Below are 20486 nucleotides of genomic sequence, written 5' to 3' on the forward strand. Positions count from 1 at the left end.
GAGCGTTGGCGGTGGTTCGAGCGGCGGCAGTGTAACGGGGGGCTCAGCGGGGCAGGCTGCGCAGCGCCTGGCGCAGGTCCCGGTTGAGACGCCAGAGCGGGGGGTGGGAGGCGGGCTGGTCGGCCGGACCATAGCGGCAGGCGTCGAGCTGCCGCAGCGCGCCAGCGAGTGCCTCGCCGTCCGTTCCCCAGTGGCGCTGCACCGCGTCGGCCAGGCCACGGGCAGGCAGACGCGGCGCCTCGGTGAGGCCCCGCCGGGCCAGCTCGGCCTGCACGGCCGCGAGGGCGCGCAGCCAGGGCGCGCGGCGCCGGCTGCGCCAGCCGTCCCAGGCCGCCCACGCGGCGCCGGCCAGGCCCAGCGTCGCCAGGGCGGTCAGCAGGGTGCGCGCCGCGCTGTAGAGGTCGGGTGCGTCCCAGCCGATGTCGCGCAGCAGGTCCTGCTGGCGCTGACGGCCGTATTGCAGCACCCAGTCGTTCCAGCGGTGGTCGGCGGCGCTCCAGAGCTGGCGCAGGTGTTCGATCAGTGCCGGGTCGACCTGGGCCAGCGTGCCGGCAATGAGGCCGGGTGGCGCTCGCAGGCGCTGGCCGAGCCGGATGCGCTCGGGCGCGACGGCGGCCGTCGGGTCCACCCGCGTCCAGCCGGTGTCGGGCAGCCAGATCTCGGCCCAGGCATGGGCGTCGCTTTGCCGGATCTCCAGCAGGCCGTCGACCGGGTTGAGGCGCCCGCCCTGGTAGCCGGTGACGATGCGCGCGGGCACGCCGAGCGCGCGCATCACCACCACGTAGGCGGCGGCGTAGTGCTCGCAGAAGCCTTCGCGTTGGTCGAGCCAGAAGCTGTCGACCGCATCGGTGTCGCCCGGCAGGCCGGGGGCGAGGGTATAGGCATAGCCGGCGCGGCGGATGTGCGCCAGCACCGCCTCGCTGGCCTGGACGGGGAAGCGCTGCGGCGGCGCGTCGGCCAGGCCCGGCTGGGCGCGCAGGGCCGCGGCCCAGGCGCGGGTGCGTGGGTGCGCGCCAGCGGGCAGCGTGCGTTCGTCGTCCTTGACCCGGCTGTCCGCATCGGCCGCCTTGGCTCCCACGTGGCGCAGCGTCAGGAAGGCCTGCGCCTGCACGCGCACCCGCTCGGTCAGTGGCTGGCGGGTCTGCCAGTGCAGGTCGTCGCGCAGCGCGGGGCGCTCCTCCAGCCCGGCGATCGGCGGTACTTCTGGCGTGAATTCCAGCAACGGCAGGCTGGTCAGCCGGCTGGGTTCCAGCGTGGCGATGTAGCGCAGCGGGCTGTCGAGCTCGACCTGCAGCGGCGGCGCGGCCAGCGTCAATCCGGCCAGCTGGCCGGGCAGGGGGGCCAGGCTGATGCCGCCATCGTCGGCCCGCCAGCGCTGCCCGTCGTAGCGGCGCAGCACGGGGCCGCGGAAGTAGAGCAGCTCGCGCGGGGGCACCGGGGCGCCGAGGAATTCGACCCGCATCGCCAGGCGTTCGTCGCTGGCCAGCTCGGCCACCTGGCCGAGCTGTAGCTCGTCGGACAGACCGGTCTGGCCGGCCCCCGCGCCCGGCAGGCCCCACAGCGGCGGCAGGCGTGGGAAGAACAGGAACAGCAGCACGATCACCGGCGTGCCCAGCGCGGCGCTGCGCAGCGTCAGGCCCAGCACCGAGCGCAGGCTGGGGTGCCCGCCCGGCATGTGCGCCAGCGCCAGGGCCATCAGCAGGCCGAGCACCGCGGGGCCCATCGCCAGCGCCACCGCGAGCGACTGCGAGCGCAGGAAGGCCGCCAGCACCAGCACGAAGCCGAGGAAGAACACCACCACCGCATCGCGCCGGGCGCGCAGCTCCAGCGTCTTCAGCGCGGCCAGCAGCACCAGCAGCGTCAGGCCGGCCTCCTTGCCGAGCAGGCTGCTGTGGCTCCAGACGGTGCCGGCTGCCGCCACGGCCAGTGCCAGCAGCAGCCAGCGGCGGCCGGGCAGGGTGCGAGCGCGCAGGGCGATCCAGCCGCGCCACAGCAAGGCCGCCGCCGCGTAGAGCGCACACCACAGCGGCACGTGGGCGAGCTGCGGCAGCAGGGTCCAGCCGATCACGCCGAGCAGGAAGAGCGTGTCGCGCGCCTCCCGGCCCAGGCCGGCACCACCGGGGCGGTGCGAATGCAGGCCGCCCCGGCCGGCTCGCGAAAGCCAGCCCGTCATGGCGAGGTCTCCCCAGGCTGGCCCCAGCAGGCCAGCCGTTGCAGGGCCTCGCGGCGCTGGCCGGGGCCGAGGCCCGCCTCCAGCCGGCTGCCTGGCAGGTGCAGGGTGTAGGGCACGCCGGCCTGCTCGGCCGCCAGCACCCAGGCGGTCAGGCGCGCCAGGCGCCGCTCGGCGTCCAGCCCGGTGAGGGCGGACCAGTCCAGCTGCAGGTCATCGGGCGGGTGCCCGCCGGTCTCGCGGCTGACCAGGCTGCCGTCGCCGGCCAGGGCCTGGGCGCTGCGCTTCCAGTGCACCTGGCTCATCGGGTCGCCCCGCCGCCAGGCGCGCAGGCCGAGGGGCTCGTCGGCGGCCAGTGCCGGGCTGTTGCCCACGTTGGCCTGTTCGCCTGGGTGCGCCGCCTGCCAGGGCAGCGGCGGCACCGGGGCTTCGGGCGCCGGCCAGGCCAGCCAGCGGCCCGCCGGGTGCCACACCGCCCAAGCGCGGAACAGGCCGAAGGGAAAGCGCGTTTCCAGCGCCACGCTGCCGCAGCCCTGCCAGCCGCGCCGCGGCAGCACCTGGGCCAGCAGCACGCGGCCCTCGCCGCCGGCGCTCAGGTCGGCCCAGGTCCAGCCCTCGCTGCCGCGGGTGGCGAAGCCGCTGTGCGTGCCGCTGGGGCTCAGGCGCAGGCCGATGCCGTGGCGCGGCCGACGGGCCCGGCGAACCGACCATCGGCTGCGGGCCGACGGGGCCGCCTCACTGAGCGTGATGCGCAGGCTGGCCGCCTCGCCCACGAACACCGGCTCACCCGCCTGGGCCAGCAGCTGCAAGCCGCGCAGGTTGGCGTGGGTGCTGTGCATCGAGCTCAGGCCGATGCCGGCCAGCGCGAAGGTGAGCAGGTAGCCGAGGTTGAGCTGGTAGTTGATCGAGGCCAGCAGCAGCGTCAGCAGCAGCACGGCGAAGAGCCAGCCCGCGCCGGTGGGCAGGATGTAGACGTTGCGCTGCGTGAGCAGCAGGCGGTCGCTGCGCGGGTGCCGGGTGTCCCACCAGGTCTGCCAGCGGCGGCGCAGGGCCGGCCAGACCGCCATCACACCAACCCCAGCGCCTCGATCATGGCCGTGACCTGCTCGCCGGCACCGCGGCCAGCGCCGGGCACCGGCACCAGGCGATGCGCCAGCGCTGGCACCGCGACGGCCTGCACGTCGTCCGGGCTGACGTGGCCCTGGCCCTGCAGCAGCGCGTGCGCACGCGCCACCCGCAGCAATGCCAGGCCGGCGCGCGGCGACAGGCCCTGGCGGAACCAGCGGCCCGAGCGCGTCTCGGCCAGCAGGGCCTGCACATAGTCCAGCAGCGGCTCGGCCACGTGCACCGCGCGCACGCTGTCCTGGACGCTGCGCAGCTCGGCGGGGGTCATCACCGGCTGCAGGCGCGCCAGCCACCCGCGCCGGTCCTCGCCGGCCAGCAGGCTGCGCTCGGCGACGCGGTCGGGGTAGCCCAGCTGGATGCGCATCAGGAAGCGGTCGAGCTGGCTCTCGGGCAGCGGGTAGGTGCCGAGCTGGTCACCGGGATTCTGCGTGGCGATGACGAAGAAGGGTTCCGGCAGTGCGCGGGTCTGCCCGTCGCAGCTGACCTGGTGCTCCTCCATGGCCTCGAGCAACGCGCTCTGCGTGCGCGGGCCGGCGCGGTTGATCTCATCGGCCAGCAGCACCTGCGTGAACACCGGACCCTGATGAAAGACAAAGCCCTCGCGCGCGCGCTCGTAAATACTGACGCCGATCAAGTCACTGGGCATCAGGTCCGCGGTGAACTGGACGCGGGCGAACGCCAGTCCGAAGGATTGCGCGAGCGCATGCGCCAGGGTGGTCTTGCCGACGCCGGGCAGGTCTTCGATGAGAAGATGGCCCCCGGCGAGCAGGCAGGCCACGCCATGGCGGATCTGCGTTGGCTTGCCGACGACGATGCTGCCGACCTGCTCCAGCAGCCGGTTAAGCTGCTGGCTGGTTTGCTGTGTCAGGTGCTTGTGAACTTGGTCCTGCATCCTGTCGACCATACCCGAACAAAAGAGGAGCTGGCTGCCGGTGCTCGCCCGCCACAGCCGAAGAACGCCATGACGACTGCCTACTTCACGCACCCGGATTGCCGCGGCCACGACATGGGCGCGGGCCACCCGGAGTGCCCGCAACGCCTGGATGCGATCGAGGACCACCTGCTGGCCACCGGCCTGGACATTGCACTCACCCGCATGGACCCGCCGCTGGCGCGCCACGAGGACCTGATGCTGGCGCACTCGGAGCGCTACCTGCTTGAGCTCGACGAGTTCCTGCGCCAGGCGGTCGAGACGGGTGAGCACAAGGCGCTGGACCCGGACACCACCGTGTGTCCCGGCACCCGCCAGGCGATGCTGCGCTCGGCCGGTGCGGCCGTGGCGGCCACCGATGCGGTGATCGACGGCCGTGCCATCAACGCGTTCTGCGCCATCCGCCCGCCCGGCCACCACGCCACGCGCTCGGAGGCGATGGGGTTCTGCTTCTACAACAACGTTGCGATCGCGGCGCGCCATGCGCTGGACGTGCGCGGCCTCAAGCGCGTGGCGATCATCGACTTCGACGTGCACCACGGCAATGGCACCGAGGACATCGTGGCCGGTGACGACCGCATCCTGATGGTCAGCTTCTTCCAGGACCAGCTCTACCCCTACAGCGGTGGCGTGCCGCTGGGCGACAACATGGTCAACGTGGCGGTGCCGGCCTACACGCGCGGCATGGAGATCCGCGAGCTGATCGACGCCAACTGGATGCCCGCGCTGGAGCGCTTCAAGCCCGAGATGATCTTCATCTCCGCCGGCTTCGACGCCCACCGCGAGGACGACCTGGGCCAGCTCGGCTTGGTCGAGGCCGACTACGCCTGGATCACCCAGCGCCTGGTGGACCTGGCCGAACGCCACTGCAAGAACCGCATCGTCTCCTGCCTGGAGGGCGGCTACGTGCTCAGCTCGCTGGCGCGCAGCGTGGCCGCGCACCTGCGCGTGCTGGCGGGGGTCTGACCCGCGCGGGCCGGTGCCGCAATCGCATCAACGTCAACTTCAGCTTCAACTTCAGCGTCAGCGCGGCCCGCGGTCCTCGGCACCTTCGGGGGCCTCGGTGGCCTCGAACTCCACGGCGATGCGCATGCGCGCCTTCACGGCGCGGCCCTGCAACTCGCCCGGGGTGAAGCGCGCCGCCAGGAAGGCCTGCCGCGCCGCCTCCTGGAACACCACCGGCAGTTCGGCCTCGCCGCTGTCGATGCGCACCCGCTGCACGCTGCCCTGCTCGTCGATGAACAGCGTCAGCTCACCGCGGTGGCGGCCGGGTGGCGCCCCCGGTGGGTAGGTGAGCAGCACCTCGCCCAGGGGCTGCGGCACGACGCTCAGCGCACTGCGGGGCAGGTACTCGGCGCCATCATCCGGCCCTGCCAGCGCCGGGCCGGCCAGGGCCGGGGTTTGGGACGGGGTCTGATGCGGACTCGACGCAGCCGTTTCTGCCGATGGCGCTTCGTCGTGCGGTGCTGCATGGGGGGGCGGCTCCGCGGCCCGTTCGATCGCCGGGGGCGGTACCGGCGCGCTCGCGTCGTCGGGCACCGGTGTGCTGCGGACCAGCACGCTGCGGGGCCGGCTGCTGGCCGCGCCATCGGCGGGCCGCCGCCCGGCCGATGGTGGCTCGCCAGTGAGCAGGCCCAGCAGGCCCAGGTGAGCCAGCAGCGACGCAGCGGCCAAGCCGGCGAGGAGCCCGCGGCGTGCCGGCCCGGGCGCAACCGCCCTGGTCAATCCACCAGTTCGCGCCACGAACTGCGCTTGGCGGGCAGGGGCGGGGAACCGCCGAGGGTGCTGACCGTGGTGGTCTCCGGGGGACCTTTCTTGAGCGTCACCAGCACCTTCAGGTCCGGCGCGGTGATGCGGCCCAGGCCGCTGATCAGCGAGTCGTAGCCCTTCCCGTCGAGGACGGTGCCCAGGCCGAGGTCGAACTGGTAGAGGTAGGCCGTGCCACCGGCGGTGCACATGGCGGTCACCGGGATGCTGGAGGCAAAGGCCAGTACCCCGTTGGCCAGTGGCAGGCCGTCGACCACCACGCGTTCACGTGCCGACTGATCCAGATCGACATACCAGCCGTTCTTGGCCGTCCAGTCCACCGACGCCGGCGTGGTGATGCGGCGGTTGCTGCCCAGGGTCTGCTTGACCAGGTTGGCCTCATCGCTGCGCAGCACGCCCAGGCCGGTGTCGCCCAGGTCGGTCAGGCTGTCCTTGACGGCGTAGATGCTCTGCAGGGTGGCATCGCTGAGGTCGGACTCGTCCAGGAAGCGGCCGGTGCCGACGGCCACCACCGCCACCTTGCCCGTGCCGGCGCGGATCTCGGTGAGCACGGGCTTGGTGGTGATGGGCTGGATCGTCGTCTTGTCCGCCGCACGTGCCTGCCCCAGCAGCCGGGCCTCGGTGCCGGCGGGTGGCACGCGGTTGTCGGGGTCGAAGCGCCACAGGTTGCCCCGCAGGTCACCGCCATAGAAGCGCAGCGCGGTGTTGTCGCTGTCGTTGGCGATCCAGGCGTTGATGCGCATCAGGTTGCTCGGGGTGCTGCTGTCGCCGGCCGGGGCGGTGCCGATCTTGGTCTCCAGCTCTGCCACCTTGGCGCCCGTGAGGGCGTTGACGACGAAGAGGCGGCCATTGCCGTCGCCCGGTGAGACGTTGTTCACCCCGGAGCTGAAGGCCACCACCCAGGTGCCGGAGGCATTCTTGGTGATGATCGGGTTGCCCAGGCTGAGGCCCAGGTTGCTGTCGGTCACGAAGCGCCCGAAGCTGCTGCCCACGGCCGCCGTCTGGCCGAACTCCCAGAGCAGGGTCGGGCTGGTGGGGTTGGTCACGTCCAGCGCGTAGTAGGTTCGCCCACCGGCGCCGAGGCCACCGACCAGGATGGTCCGCCACTGCGAGGTCGTCGCATCGTAGACGTCGGCCACCACCGGGGTGGCATCGACGAAGTAGCGGTGGTTGTTGGCGTAGTTCCGGTCGGCCAGGCGCCAGAGTTCGGGGATCACGGCGGTGGGGACGTAGGCCCAGAGCTCGGTGCCTCCGCCATTGGCGGCGGTGTCCACCTTGAAGGCATGCAGCATGCCGTCGTTGGCCGCCACGTAGAGCACCTTGGTGCGGCTGGCCTGGGCGGTCGCGTAACTGGCATAGCCGGCATCGGCGTAGCCGAACGGCGGCTTGCCGGCGTAGACCGGAGCGGCGTTGACGAGGTCACCCAGCAGCTGCGTGCGCGTGCGGAAGACCCGGTTGTCCGCCGAGGCGGCCGACAGCTCCAGCGTGCGGCTGCCCCGGAGGTAGTCCACCAGGTTGCTGCCGGTGGCCTGCGCCACGGCGGCCGTGGAGATGGCGCCGGTGCCGCTGCACTGCGACAGCAGGATCGTCGCGCTGCTGCAGCGGTTGTCGAAGGGCGTCGCCAGCCCGGCCATGCCGAGGTTGGCGTAATTGAACGCGGCCAGGCTGCCGTTGCCGTTGAAGTAGATCGTGCGCGCGGTGCCCTGGGCGGTCAGCCGCTGGGCGGCGCTCCACAGGGGCGTGCCGCTGGTGTCGGGCAGGGTCACCGTGCCATCCGTCGCCACGTTGTACTTGTAGGCCCGCACATCGCCGCTCCAGTGGGCGGTGGTGTAGCTGGGCATGAAGAACCAGTCGTCGCCGCTCACCGGTGTCTGGCTGCTGGAGGCCGCGGCAGCGCCGGTGCCGGAGTCCTCGGCAATCGAGCGGAAGGTGTCGGTGATGGCCGCGGCCAGCGAGGTCGGATCGGTGGCCGCAAAGTACTCGCCCCGTCCGTTCACCGCGGCGTGCCAGAGGTCGTCGACGTGGGTGGCGTTGCCCCAGGTGCTGTACCCGGGCGAGGTGGGCGCCAGCGTGCCGCTGGGGACCGGCCAGTTGAGCGTGCCCGCCGTCAGGGCGGCCAGGTCGCTCGGCTTCAGGTAGCCTTTCACGCCCAGGCCGAGCGTGAATAGGTTCATGTGCTGGTGCGTGGCCCTGTCCTTGTCGGTGGTGAAGACGTTGTTGGGCATGCTGTCTTCGGTGCGCAGGTCGGTGGCGTAGTAGTACTGGGCCACGTCGGCCAGGGAGGCGACCGCGCCGAGGGCATCGCGCATCGGCAGGGCTTCGCTCCCGTCCTCGTTGCCGATCGCCGTGCCGTCGAGCTTGACCACCTTGACGTCGCTGTTCCAGTAGCCATCGGTGGACAGCAGCGTGTAGTTGCGCTGGCAGGAGTACTGGATCGGGTCGTAGCTCTGGCCAGAGACCTTCTTGCCGTAGTAGCGGCCCACCTTGGAAATCGTGTCGCGCAGCGGCGTGTAGCCCACCGTGGGCACGCCGTAGAGCAGGTCGAAGAAGCGGCTGCGCTGCGTGGTGCCCGTGCCGCCGGCAAAGTCGGCCACGTCGAGGAACTTCGATCCCGTCACCGTCTCGGCGGCGCCCGAGTCGCTGATGACGGTGAAGCCGACCCGGAAGCTGTCGCTGACTCCCGCCATCGCCCGGCCCGCCGCCGTGCGCGTCATCAGCTGGCGCGTGCGGTAGTAGGCGTACCAGTTGGCGTAGTTCTGCGCCTCGGTCGAATCGGCGGTCACGACATGCCGTTTCCATTTCGTGTCGGTGTCGGTGATCGAGGCGTACTGCGTCATGCATTCGTCGTAGAACCCATCGACGGTCACTCCCCCCCATTCCGAGTACGACCAGGACATGGCGGCTTTGGTAGCAGTGCTACCGGTGTACGTGTAGTAGAAGCGGTTGCTGAGATCGGTCTTGCCTGCCGAGGTGTTGTAGCCATTGACCCAGGCTTCTTTGAAGGTCGCGTTCAGGTATTCGCTGCCATCGGCTTTCTTGGGCAGTAGATAGGTCACCTTGGGGTTGTAGGCCACGCCGTTGCACTGTGACGAGTAGTAGCCCACCGCGCTGGTGGAGTACATCTCGTCGGGCATGTACTCGCTGAGCATCGAGTTGGAGTCGTCCAGCACGAACATCACGTTCGGCTTGGGGCTGACGCCCTGGCCCAGGGGCAGCTGCGACACGGGTGTGGTGGCGCCCAGCACGGCGCTGCAGCCCAGGGTGGCCAGCAGGGCGAGCAGGGGCTTGACGGGCAAGGGGTGGCTGCAATGGTCCCCGCGGCGGCGCAGGACCGCACCAGTCATGCGGTGGGGTGTGGAGGTGTCCATGCCGGCAGTGGATTCAGTCATCCGGTTCAGTAATGCACCACCGTGTCGGTGAAGCTCAGCGTGTTGCGCGCGCCCTTGGCTCGCACCAGGATGCGGTAGTACTGGGTCTGCACCGGGGTGCTCAGGTGCTTGGGATTGGTGTAGTCCAGCGAGCCGCTGTCACCGGTGGTGGCCAGGCTGGCGGTCATCGGGCGGGCGCAGTGCAGCGTGCTGGTGGCGGCCGACGGATCGCCGGTGCCGCTGCACAGCCGCAGGATCAGGTAGCGCGCCTGCACGCCGTTGGCCAGGGTCTGCGTGGCAAAGGGCTTCAGGCAGGGGCTGTGGCCGCCGCAGTTGTTGTCGTCCCAGTCGATCAGCGTGCGGGTGGCGGCCGTGCCGTTGCCGGTGGGGTCGAGCGAGGCGACGTTGGCGGCGTAGTAGCCGCCGGTGGAGAGGGTGTCGTGCAGCGCGGCGGTGCCGATGCGCGGCGAGAGCCAGTCGATCGCCCGGCGGGTGGCGTCGTCGGCGGCCAGCAGGCTGTCCTGCTTGAAACCGAGGTTGCCGAGGATGCCGCTGCCGGTGTTGACCGCACGGATCAGCGCCACCGCCGCCAGCGACAGGCCGACCAGCGCGATGAGCGAGAACATCAGCGAGACGCCGCGCTGGGCGCGGGGCCAGGCGGGCAGGCGGTGGGCCACAGGGCCGGGGATCGGGCGGTGCATGGCGGACCTCAGGATTGCCAGAGCATGTTGCGCAGCGGCACCACGGTCTCGAAGGTCTTGTAGTGGAAGTGCTGCCAGTCGGTCAGGCGGTCCACGCCCAGGCAGGCCCAGGTGCCGTCGCCGGCCGGGCTCCACACCGGGTAGTTGCCCGTTGCGGTGGGGCCCAGGGCGCAGTTGGCGGTGCTCGGCCTGGCCACCGTGACCACCTCCTTCTCGTAGTGGGTGCTGCGTGCCACCACCACGACGCGCAGCGCGACGATGCGTGCCCAGCCCTGGGCGGTGGTGGGGGCGGTGGCGTCCCAGACGTCGGCCACGTTGTCGGGCGGCGTGGTCGTGTCCTTGCCGTAGACGGCCTGCAGGTCGACGATCTGCGGTTGCAGGTCGGTCCAGCTGGTGTCGCTGGGCCACTGGGTCGTGGTGCTCGCTGCGCCAAAGCGCCGCTGCATCGTCTGCAGGCCCTTGCCGGCGAGGCGATAGCGGGTCATCACCAGCTGGCCCAGGTCGACGATGTAGCTGCCGGCTTCGAAGGCCACTGCACCCGCGGTGGCACCGGGGTAGATCGCCAGGCCCGAGCCGGCGTCCGGGTTGGTGGCGCCATCATGGTTCCACGCGCCGGTGCTGCCGGTCGCGTGCGGCACCACCAGCAGGTTGGCCGGGTCCGGGGCGGCGCTGACGTTGAAGAGCGCGCACCAGTTGCTGCCCTCGGTGTAGGTCTTGGGCACGGCCAGCAGGAGGTCGCCGAGCTGGATGTCGACGTTGGTGGCGCCGTCCAGGTCGAAGGCAGCAGCGTTTCGGAAATGGCCCTTGATCTTCAGCGGCACGGCAAAGCCCTTGCCGTTGCCGCGCATCAGGGTGAGGATGTCGGGCGCGCCGGATGCGCCATCCTCGATCACCACCGACGCGAGCACGAGCTCTGCGGTCGGCTCGGCCAGGAGCTTGTAGCGCATCCTGCAGCCGGCGCTGTTGGTATTGGTCAGGCCCCAGCCGGACATCTGCAAGTCGCGCTGCAGGCTGTGCAGGGCCACGGCGCCGTTGATCTGGGCGTCGGCGCCGCCGGTGGTGTTGCGCTTCTGGCTCTCATACAGACGCACCACCTGGGTGATCACCAGGACCGCCAGCAGGCCGATCGTCAGGCCGACCATCAGCTCGATCAGGCTCACGCCGGCCTGTCGCAGCCACTGCGGCTGGCGGCTGGGGGGGCTCGGTGGGCGGGCCATGGTCATCACAGGCTCGGGTTCAAGTTGATGGCCGTGGCGGTGCTGAAGCGGTGGCTCCCTTCGGCCGGTACCGTCCAGAGGATCTGGATCGCCACCTGCCCGCTGGTGCCGTTCGGGCTGATCTCGTAGCTGGCACCGGGCAGGCGGGCCTGCAGCCGGCTCTCCCAGGCGGCACAGCGGGCGTAGGCGTTGCACGAGGCGGTGGCGTACGAGGCCAGGTTGGGGGCATCGGTCCACATCGTGCCCACCAGGTCGCTGGCCAGGTTGGCCGCGTCGGCACGGAACTTGGCGCTGCTGTTGGCCCGGGTCATCGACGCCTGCAACCCCACCAGGCCGAGCGTGCCGAGCATGAAGATGAGCAGCGCGATCAGCGCCTCGATCAACGCGAAGCCGCGCTGGCGGCGGGGCAGGCAGGTGCGGGCGGAGGAGCGGCGGCGCATGGCGGGGGTGGGCAGGAGAGTTGTCAGGGCGGGCGTCGTGTTGGGGCGGTGCTCAGCACCTGCGCGGGTCGTCGATGCCGGTTGGCAGGTCCGGCAGGCAGCTGCGCACGCTGCCGGCCCCGTCGATCCGCAGTTGCATCCGGGTGGCCGTTCCCCCGCCGTGGGTGATTTCCAGGCAGCGCAGCGGCGTCACGTCACTGGTGGGGCGTCCGAGGCTGTCGAACTTCACCTGCGTCTGGCTGGTGGCGGTGGTGCAGGTGGGGGGGGTGGTGCTGGTGTCCAGGACCTTTACGGCCACCTGGACCTGGGCGGACCCGTCGCCCTGGGCGTGCTTCTCGATGATCTGCGGGGCGGTGGACTCGCTCGGCGCGGCGTTGCAGAGGCCCTGCGGGCTGGCCAGGCTGACCACCCAGGAGGCCGAGGTGGCCGACAGGGCGCAGTTGCCGTCCAGCAGACCCGGGTTGCCCGATGCGTGGCTGACCAGCGAGAACAGCACGTTCTGGTTGCGCCGCACGGCCTCGGCCCGCGCCTTCTGCAGGCCGTTGGTGATCGATTCGGCCGCGTTGCGCACCTGGGTGCTGCGCATCCACTCGGCCGCGCTGGGCGCCACGGCCAGCAGCAGCAGGCCCAGCACGGTAACGGTCACCAGCATCTCGATCAGGGTCAGGCCGCGCACGGCCTGCCGAGCCATCGGGCGGGTGTCGACGGGGCTCAGCATTCGGAACCCTTCACCAGCCAGCAGGCCTTGCCGGTCATGTCGGCCCCCTTGAACTTCGTGGTGGCCTTCACGTTGCCATGGGTCACCGTGTAGATGTGCGCGCTGCCCAGCGCGGTGGTGCTGGTGGCGGTGAGCAGGTAGCCCTGGCCCGAGTCGGTCAGGCTGCAACCGAAGGTGAAGTACTTGACCCCTGACGGACTGGCGATGACCTTGGTGGCGCTGGCGGCATCCGGTGCACAGGTGCTGCCGCTGCCGTAGGCCCGGTTGTCCTGGAAGTGCTGCTCCATCGTCACCTGGTACTGGCTGAGGAAGGTGAAGGCCTCGGGCACCCGCCCGCGGCGCAGGTAGTCGGTGTAGGAGGGCAGCGCCACGGCAGCCAGGATGCCGACCACCGCCACCGCCACCATCAACTCCAGCAGCGTGAAGCCGTGGGACGACCGCCGCAGCGGCCACCGTGTCGGCCGGCGGATCGGGGAGCAGGAAGGTGGGACGGGCATGGCGATCTTTTCAATTCAGGACTGAGGCGATCGTAGGCGCTGAACCACTGCCCGTCAGCCCGCCGGGCTGCCGCTCATCTGCCTGGGGTGGCCGTTCGTCCGGGTTGCGGGCGGCCGGCCAGACTCCGAAAGTCGAGTGACTCTCGACGGTTTCCGTCTGTTGAGAGTCGAGCTGCACTGCCTGGGACGCCGGAGCGCATCGAGGCCAAGCTGGTATGCGTCGAAAAAATGAGAGATCCTCCCAGCTGTCGTCTTCCTGCACGGCTTGGGTTGGCATCGGCACTGATCGAGTGGGATGAGCGCGAAGCGAGCGAAGTGCGGTTGCAGCAAGCCGTCGAGGTGTGTCGGGACGGGCTGGAGCATCTGACGGGCAGTTCGTTGCCTAAGCATCAGACACTGTTCGCTCACATGCTGGATCGGGCGGAGCGGGCCTTGATGGCAAGGTCAGCAAAGCAGGCTCAGTGGGAACCTGGCAGATCTTCAGTGTGGAAAGTGTCAGGCAAGTATCAAGTCGGGGCGGTGACTTGGACGTTGCCGGGGTCATCGCAGGTTATCCCGCCGGATTGAGGTGCAGGTCCTGCCGATTGACCGCTGCGACCGAATTGGCCTGCAGACTTGATCCTCACGCGGGCCTTGAGGCCACGCTGGCAAAAAGCCCGCACTCGGCGGGCTTGATCCATGCTGCCGCCGAGGGGATCAGCGCATGGCTTGCCGTGCCGCCTGGGCTAGGAAGCCGCTGCGCGAGGCGCCGTGCGCCCGGGCGTAGTCGTCGATGCGTGCCAGCAGCACGCGCGGTAGGGTGATGTTGATTTTCTCCGCCGGGCCGAAGTACTTCTCCACCGGCACCTCCACCACCGCCCAGACGCCCCCCGCATAGTCCGGATTGGCCTGGTGCTCGGCAATGGGCCGGCGTTCGGGCAGGTCAGCGCCGTCTTCGATCAGGGTCTCGGCGTGCAGGTCGATCGCCTCCTGCGCGCTTTCCAGCGCGGCGTCGAGCGTGTCCCCGCCTGAGAAGCAGCCGGGCAGGTCGGGCACGATCACGCCGTAGCGCGTGCCATCGTCGGTGTGCAGGACCACGGTGAATTTCATGTGCGTCGCTCCAGTCTTTCGGGTCACTTGCGCCAGCCGGCCTGGCGCTGGATGCTGTACAGCGTGGGCGTCGGGATGTCGCCATCCGGATGCTTCACCGTCACCAACCCCGGCTTGCTGGGGTGCTTGAACTGGTGGTGCGAGCCCTTGACCCGCGCCAGGAACCAGCCGTCGGCTTCCAGTTGCTTGATGACCTGCTTGCTGTTCACGGTGGTTATTGTATCCACCTTGATGTGGTAATCAACACTATAACCACTGGTTTGCACGAAGGGCCTGTACTCGATGGGCCCGGCCTGAGCGCGGTGATGAAGATCTGCCGGGCTACTCAGCCGGATCCATGCGAAGGCGCAAGCGATTGATGTCAGGCTCGCACGCCTCAATGAAAGTCCCGCGAGCTGGTTGCCAGCCCACCGAGCCAGGCGCTGACGTCGATCAGCCGGCGTGCCACCAGGTGGCTCACGCCGTCGCGACGCTGCCAGGTGCCGAACACCACCAGCAGGCGCGAACCGATCAGCGCCTGGCGCTGGGCCAGGCGCAGGTCCTTCCAGACGATGACGTTGATGGGGCCGGTCTCGTCCTCCAGCGTGACGAAGACGGTGCCCTTGGCGGTGCCGGGCTGCTGGCGGGTGGTGACCAGGCCGCAGGCGCGCACGCTGCGGCCGTTGGGGAGGCGCGCCAGCTCGGCGGCGCTGCGCACGCCGCGTGCGGCCAGCCGCTCGCGCAGCAGTGCCAGCGGGTGGCGGCGCAGCGTCAGGCCGGTGGCAGCGTAGTCCAGCGTGATGGCCTCGCCCTCGGGCGCTTCGAGCAGCGCGAGCTGGGCGTGCTCGCCGGATTCATCCACCGGCGCGCCGTGCAGCAGGCTGCCGCGCCCGCCGGAGCGTGGGGCGGCCGCGGCCCAGACCTGCTCGCGGCGGTGGCCGGCCAAGTGGCCCAGTGCGTCGGCACGGGCCAGCACCTGCAGCTCGGCCGGGGTGAGGTCGGCACGCCGCGCCAGGTCGGCCACGTCGGCGAACGGCCGCTCGGCCCGCGCGGCCAGCAGCCGGGCGATGGCCGCATCGGAGGCGCCCTTCACCAGCCGCAGCCCCAGCCGCACGGCCGGCCTCTCTCCTCCCCCCTTTGAAAAAGGGGGGCCGGGGGGGATTTCCCCAGCAGCCTCCAGCGTGCAGTCCCACTCACTGGCCGTCACATCCACCGGCCGCACCTCGACGCCATGCCGGCGGGCGTCCTGCACCAGCTGCGAGGGGCCGTAGAAGCCCATCGGCTGCGAGTTCAGCAGCGCGGCCAGGAAGGCGGCCGGCTCGTGGCACTTCAGCCAGGCGCTCAGGTAGGCGATCAGCGCGAAGCCGAAGGCGTGGCTCTCCGGAAAGCCGTAATCACCAAAGCCCAGGATCTGCCGGAAGATGCCCTCGGCGAACTCGCGCGCATAGCCGTTGGCCACCATGCCCTCGACCACCCGGTCCTGGAAGCGGTGCACGCCGCCCTTGCGCCGCCAGGCGGCCATCGCGCGGCGCATCTCGTCGGCCTCGCCGGCAGAGAAGCCGGCGGCGATCATGCACACCTGCATGACCTGCTCCTGGAAGATGGGCACGCCCAGGGTGCGCTTGAGCGCCGCATCCAGCGCCGGGTAGGGCGAGTCGGCGCGCTCGCGGCCCTGCTTGCGCTTCAGGTAGGGGTGCACCATGCCGCCCTGGATCGGGCCGGGGCGCACGATGGCCACCTCGATCACCAGGTCGTAGAACTTGTCGGGCCGCAGCCGCGGCAGCATGCTCATCTGCGCGCGGCTCTCGATCTGGAAGGTGCCCACGGTGTCGGCGCGCCGGATCATCGCGTAGGTGGCGCCATCCTCGCGCGGGATGTGCTGCGGCGTCCAGGGCTCGCGTGCCGGGTCCTGCGTGGCAGCCCAGGCCTCGGCGGTGCGGCCATGCCAGGCGTTGGTCAGCTGCAGCGTCTTGCGCAGCACGGTGAGCATGCCCAGGGCGAGCACGTCGACCTTGAGCAGGCCGAGCGACTCCAGGTCGTCCTTGTCCCACTGGATGACGTGGCGCCCGGCCATGGCGGCCGGCTCGATGGGCACCAGCCGCGAGAGCTTGTCGCGCGAGATCACGAAGCCGCCGCTGTGCTGCGAGAGGTGGCGCGGGAAGCTCAGCAGCGTGGTGGTCAGCTCCAGCCACTGCTGCGTGACCGGCGCGGCGGGGTCCAGCCCATGTTCGGCCAGCCGGGCAAGCGACTCCTCGCGGCGGTCGAACCACTGGTGCGACTTGGCCACCGCGTCGATCAGCCGCGCGTCCAGGCCGAGTGCGCGGCCCACGTCGCGCAGGGCGCCGCGCACGTGGTAGGTGGACACGGCGGCGGCCAGCGCGGTGCGGTCGCGCCCGTACTTGGCGTAGATGTACTGGATGACCTCCTCGCGCCGCTCATGCTCGAAGTCCACGTCGATGTCCGGCGGCTCGCCCCGCTCGCGGCTGACGAAGCGCTCGAACAGCAACGTCGTCTGCGTCGGGTCCACCTCGGTGATGCCCAGGCAGTAGCAGACCGCCGAGTTGGCCGCCGAGCCGCGGCCCTGGCAGAGGATGCCCTGGCCGCGGGCAAAGTTGACGACGTCGTAGACCGTCAGGAAGAAGGCCTCGTAGTGCAGCTCGGCGACCAGCGCCAGCTCGCGCTCGATCTGCGCGCTCACGGCCTGGGGCACGCCCTCGGGGTGGCTGTGCGGCGGGTAGCGTCGCGCGGCGCCGGCCAGCGTCTCGTGGCGCAGCCAGCTGGTGGTGCTGTGGCCGGGCGGCACGATCTCCTGCGGGTATTCGTAGCGCAGCTCGTCCAGGCTGAAGTCGCAGCCGTCGGCGAGGCGCAGCGTTTCGTCCAGCCAGGCGCGGCGGTAGATCTGCGCCAGCGCCAGGCGGGGGCGCAGGTGCTGCTCGGCGTTGCGTGCCAGCAGCGCGCCGCAGTCGCTGAGCGCGGCGCGGTGGCGCACGGCGGTCAGCGTGTCGGCCAGCGGCTTGCGGGAGCGCACGTGCATGCGCACGTCGCCCAGCGCGACGATGGGCACCCCGGTGGCCTCGCTGGCGGCCTGGGCCCAGGCGCTGCGCAGGCTGTCGTCGGCGTGCTGCAGCAGTGCCAGGCCGAGGCGGGCGCGCTCGCCGAAAGCGGCCGCGGCCCAGCGGGCCTGGGCGAGGGTGCGCTCGGCACCGTCGATGGGGGTGGCGGCATCGGCGGCATCGGCGGCTTCGGCGGGATCAGCCGGGTCGATGGGGACCTCCGGGTCGTCCGCGGCACAGCGTGGCAGCACGATGGCCCAGCAGCCTGGTGCGCCGCGAAGGTGGCTGGCGCTGTCGGGGCCCTGCGCCAGATCGTCCACGCCCAGCGCGTACTCGCCCTTGGGCCGTCGGCTGCGCGCCAGGGTGATCAGCTCGGCCAGGTTGCCGTAGCCCTCGCGGTGGCGGGCGATCAGCAGCAGCCGGCCGCCCGGGCCGCTGCGGCCGGCGGCGAGGCGAAACGAGGCGCCGACCAGCAGCCGCAGCGGGTTGCCGGCCTGGCGTTGGCGCTTGGCCTCCTCGTGGGCGCGCACCACGCCGGCCAGCGAGCACTCGTCGGTGATGGCCAGCGCGGCGTAGCCCAGCTGGGCCGCACGGGCCACCAGCTCCTCGGCGTGCGAGGCGCCGTCCAGGAAGCTGAAGTTGCTGCGGCAGCACAGCTCGGCATAGGCCGGCAGCGCGCCGAAGGTGCCGAGCGGGCCCGGCAGGCCGAGCGGGCCGATGGAGCCGCTGTCGCGCGGGCCGGCCAGCGGCGGCACGGGCGGCGGCTCCTTGGCGGGCTGGGCGGGTTCGGGCATGGGGCGGTTGGCCGCAGTCGGCTGGGCAGTCAGCGGGGCAGTCAGCCGAACAGGCCGTGCAGGAACCAGCGCGGCGTGGCCAGTTCACCCGCGTCTGCTGCGGTTGCCGGGCTGCGGTCACGGTAGACCCAGCACAGCGTGCCGTCGTCGGCCAGCGCCACGTGGTAGTCGCGCCGCACCAGGGCGCCGTCGTGCCAGCCGGTCTCGATGCGCTCGGCGCGGGTGAGCAGGCGCAGTGGCTGGCCGAGGTGGACGGGCAGCTCGCCGTTCCGGCTCAGGGGCAGCGGCTGCGGCGTGGCCAGCAGCCAGGTGGGGCGGGGCAGGCCGTGGTCGGCGCTCGGCGGGCGGCGGGCAGGGGTGCCAGCCGCCCCCGTCCTGATCCCCACCTCGGCCGGCAGGCGGCGCTCCGCGTGTTCGGGGCGGGCATCGGCCTGCAGCTGGATGCATTGCACTTGGTCGGCGCCGAGCCGGGCGCGCAGGCGGTCGATCAGGCCGGCCCGGGCATCGGCGTGGGTCTGGTCGTCCAGGGCGTCGGGCAGCAGCGCCCGGGGCCGGCCGGCGTCGGGCAGGTGGCGGGTGAGATCGAGCGTCAGGCGGTCCACCGGGGCGCGCAGCTCAATGCGTTGCAGGCGTTCGCGCAGCAGCGTCAGCAGGTGCGCCGCGTCGCGGCTGGGGGTGGCCAGGTCGAGCGTCAGCACATCGTCGGCCAGCCGGCGGCGTGCGCCGTATTCATGCTGCAGGCGCAGCTCGATGCCCTGCGCTGCCCGCCAGCGCAGCGCCAGCCAGCCGCACAGGGCCTGCACCAGCGGGGCCAGGGCGGCTTCGAGCGCCGGCACCGCTTCGGCCGGATGAGGCAGTTCGAGGCCGAGCCGGCAGGCCTCGGGCGGCTCGAACCAGCGGCGCGGGTCGGGGCGCCGGCCTTCGGCGCGGTCCAGCGCGTCCAGCCAGGCCGCGGCCCCGCGCCGGGCCAGGCCGCTGCGGGGCAGCCGGCGCAGGTCGGCCACGCGGCGGGCACCGAGGGCCTGCAGCATCTGCAGGCTGTCGGCCGTGGTGTCGATCGCCTTGTCCACCGGATTGGCGAGGAAGCCGGCCACCAGCGCCAGCGGCAGGGGCTGCAGGGCCCGCCGGGTGCTGGCCAGCTGGATGCAGCGGCGGCGCGGCCCTGGCGGCCGGCGGCCCCTGCGATCCGGCGGGTCGGCCTGCGCGGCCAGCCACTGCGCCGCCAGCGGCGTGGCCGCCAGGCCGCAGCGCAGGGTGAAGCCGCTGCCGCGTGCCAGCGCCAGGGCCCGGCGCAGCAGGGCGCGCAGGCCACCGAACAGGCGCAGGCTGGCGTGGATGTCCAGCAGCAGCTGGGCCGGCGGAGCGATCTCGATGCTGGGCGTCAGGCTACCCAGCGCCAGCGCCAGGCGCTGCAGGGCGGCCGCCTCGCGCACCGGGTCGCGCGCCAGCAGCAGGGCCTGCGGGGCCAGCGCCTGGGCGCTGCCGAGCCGTTGCCCGGGCACCGCCCCCAGGCCGCGGGCGGCGGGGTTGGCGCTGCAGACCAGGCGCGCGCCGCGGCCGTCGGCCTCCCAGACCAGCACCGGCAGGGCCGCCAGCGGCTCAGGCCAGGGCCCGAGGGCGTCCAGCGGGAGTTGCGGCAGGTGCAGGCACAACCACAGGGCGTGCATGGGGGGGCTCTTTCGGCAGGGTGGGGGCCGGCGGGATCGCCGGAATCGTCGGGATCGGCAGGCTGGCCGGGCGGGGTTGGGGCAGCGGTTGACCCAGGCGATGCGCCAGCACGGCGCCCAGGGCCGCGGTGCTGTCCAGGCTGAGCGGCTCCTCCCGCGGCGGGCCGCGGCGCTTGAGCAGATGCACCTGCAGCCGGCCGGGGGCCTGCGCCTCGATGCGGCAGGCCAGCCGCAGCGAGGCCGGGGAGGACTGGGCGGCCGTGGCCTGCGGGCGCAGCACCCACAGCAGGGCGCGGCCGGCCTGGGCGGCCAGGTGCAGGCGGCGCAGGTCCAGGCCGATCCCCGGGCTGTGCTGCGTGCCCTGCTGCGTGCGGTGTTGTGGGCTGTCGTGCGGTCCGTGGTGCTGGCCCGCGGCCGGCCAGGCCCACCAGATCACCGCGCCGACCCCACCCGCGCGCAGGGCCTGCTCGGCGGCCCAGGCCCCATCGGCGGGGCTGGCCACCGCCACCCACAGCAGCTGCGGCAGGGCCAGCCCCAGCGTGGCCAGGCCGGGGCCGTGAGACCGCCAGCTTCCCGCACCGGCCGGAGGTGCGCCGATGCACACCACGGTCTGCCCCGGGGAGGCGGCCTCGCCGCGGGTCAGCCGGGCCAGCGCAGGGGCCAGCAGCCGCCACTCGCCCTGGCCGGGGCCGGCCAGCAGCAGCTCGCACAGGTTGCCCTGCGGCCAGCCGCCGCCCGGCAGTTCGGCATCCAGCGCGGCGAACCCGCTCGGGCAGGTGGGGGTGGCCAGCTGCGCCAGCTGGTCGGCACGCCACAGCGCTGCCGGCCAGGGTTGGCCTTGCAGGGCGTCGATGGGGTCGAGGGCGGTGGCGGGCATGGGCGATAGGGGTGTCCAGTAAACTGTATTTTTATACAGTATTTTGATCGCCATGGACAGCCTCCACCGGCCGTCATCGGGCGGTTTTCTGGG

The 20486-nt window shown here is 71.9% G+C and carries 16 protein-coding genes; 1 reads left to right on the forward strand and 15 read right to left on the reverse strand.

Features of this window, described 5'->3' with window-relative positions; translation table 11 throughout:
* Positions 1-43 precede the first annotated feature (43 nt).
* Genes NGK70_RS10220 through NGK70_RS10230 form a run of 3 tightly spaced genes read right to left on the reverse strand, consistent with a single transcriptional unit; the run spans position 44 to position 4187 of the window.
* Positions 44-2173, reverse strand: coding sequence for a transglutaminase TgpA family protein (locus NGK70_RS10220; protein ID WP_251973125.1), 2130 nt, complete (start codon positions 2171-2173; stop codon positions 44-46).
* A complete protein-coding gene (locus tag NGK70_RS10225; RefSeq protein WP_251973126.1) occupies positions 2170-3237 on the reverse strand; it encodes a DUF58 domain-containing protein in 1068 nt (355 codons plus the stop codon). Before NGK70_RS10225 ends, NGK70_RS10220 begins: the two co-directional genes overlap by 4 nt.
* Positions 3237-4187 carry an AAA family ATPase gene (locus NGK70_RS10230; RefSeq protein ID WP_251973127.1) on the reverse strand — a complete coding sequence of 317 codons (951 nt, stop codon included), beginning with the start codon at positions 4185-4187 and terminating at the stop codon, positions 3237-3239. The genes NGK70_RS10225 and NGK70_RS10230 overlap by 1 nt, the downstream gene beginning before the upstream one ends.
* Before the next feature lie 69 nt (positions 4188-4256).
* Here NGK70_RS10230 and NGK70_RS10235 point away from each other — a divergent pair, with 69 nt between their 5' ends.
* Positions 4257-5192, forward strand: a complete 936-nt coding sequence (locus tag NGK70_RS10235) for a histone deacetylase family protein (RefSeq protein ID WP_251973128.1) — start codon at positions 4257-4259, stop codon at positions 5190-5192.
* Positions 5193-5249: 57 nt separating this feature from the next.
* Here NGK70_RS10235 and NGK70_RS10240 read toward each other — a convergent pair whose 3' ends face one another.
* From NGK70_RS10240 to NGK70_RS10300, 12 genes are all read right to left on the reverse strand, one after another.
* Complete coding sequence (locus tag NGK70_RS10240; RefSeq protein ID WP_251973129.1) at positions 5250-5900, reverse strand: energy transducer TonB; 651 nt, start codon at positions 5898-5900, stop codon at positions 5250-5252.
* 47 nt (positions 5901-5947) lie between these two features.
* Positions 5948-9289: a pilus assembly protein gene (locus tag NGK70_RS10245; protein WP_251973130.1), complete on the reverse strand. Its 3342-nt coding sequence runs from the start codon at positions 9287-9289 to the stop codon at positions 5948-5950.
* A 98-nt stretch (positions 9290-9387) separates the two neighbouring features.
* The gene (locus tag NGK70_RS10250; protein WP_251973131.1) at positions 9388-10062 is read right to left on the reverse strand and encodes a pilus assembly PilX family protein; all 675 of its coding nucleotides are present in this window, start codon (positions 10060-10062) and stop codon (positions 9388-9390) included.
* A gap of 8 nt (positions 10063-10070) precedes the next feature.
* Positions 10071-11285, reverse strand: coding sequence for a PilW family protein (locus NGK70_RS10255; RefSeq protein WP_251973132.1), 1215 nt, complete (start codon positions 11283-11285; stop codon positions 10071-10073).
* Entirely contained in the window at positions 11285-11719 is a 435-nt protein-coding gene (locus NGK70_RS26460; protein WP_310742594.1) for a type IV pilus modification PilV family protein, read from the reverse strand. Before NGK70_RS26460 ends, NGK70_RS10255 begins: the two co-directional genes overlap by 1 nt.
* A gap of 52 nt (positions 11720-11771) precedes the next feature.
* On the reverse strand, positions 11772-12437 hold the full coding sequence (locus tag NGK70_RS10265) for a GspH/FimT family pseudopilin (protein ID WP_251973133.1): 666 nt from the start codon (positions 12435-12437) through the stop codon (positions 11772-11774).
* The gene (locus NGK70_RS10270) at positions 12431-12934 is read right to left on the reverse strand and encodes a type IV pilin protein (RefSeq protein WP_256490796.1); all 504 of its coding nucleotides are present in this window, start codon (positions 12932-12934) and stop codon (positions 12431-12433) included. The genes NGK70_RS10265 and NGK70_RS10270 overlap by 7 nt, the downstream gene beginning before the upstream one ends.
* Before the next feature lie 696 nt (positions 12935-13630).
* Positions 13631-14023, reverse strand: a complete 393-nt coding sequence (locus NGK70_RS10280) for a type II toxin-antitoxin system HicB family antitoxin (RefSeq protein ID WP_251973134.1) — start codon at positions 14021-14023, stop codon at positions 13631-13633.
* A gap of 23 nt (positions 14024-14046) precedes the next feature.
* Positions 14047-14232, reverse strand: coding sequence for a type II toxin-antitoxin system HicA family toxin (locus NGK70_RS10285; protein WP_251973135.1), 186 nt, complete (start codon positions 14230-14232; stop codon positions 14047-14049).
* Between the two features lie 167 nt (positions 14233-14399).
* Positions 14400-17849 (reverse strand): error-prone DNA polymerase, encoded by a 3450-nt coding sequence (locus NGK70_RS10290; protein ID WP_251973136.1) that lies wholly within the window; start codon positions 17847-17849, stop codon positions 14400-14402.
* A 41-nt stretch (positions 17850-17890) separates the two neighbouring features.
* Positions 17891-19516: a Y-family DNA polymerase gene (locus tag NGK70_RS10295; RefSeq protein WP_251973137.1), complete on the reverse strand. Its 1626-nt coding sequence runs from the start codon at positions 19514-19516 to the stop codon at positions 17891-17893.
* Positions 19449-20393, reverse strand: a complete 945-nt coding sequence (locus NGK70_RS10300) for a hypothetical protein (RefSeq protein WP_251973138.1) — start codon at positions 20391-20393, stop codon at positions 19449-19451. The genes NGK70_RS10295 and NGK70_RS10300 overlap by 68 nt, the downstream gene beginning before the upstream one ends.
* Positions 20394-20486: the final 93 nt, after the last annotated feature.

It is taken from the genome of Sphaerotilus microaerophilus, assembly GCF_023734135.1.
GTDB lineage: Bacteria > Pseudomonadota > Gammaproteobacteria > Burkholderiales > Burkholderiaceae_C > Sphaerotilus > Sphaerotilus microaerophilus.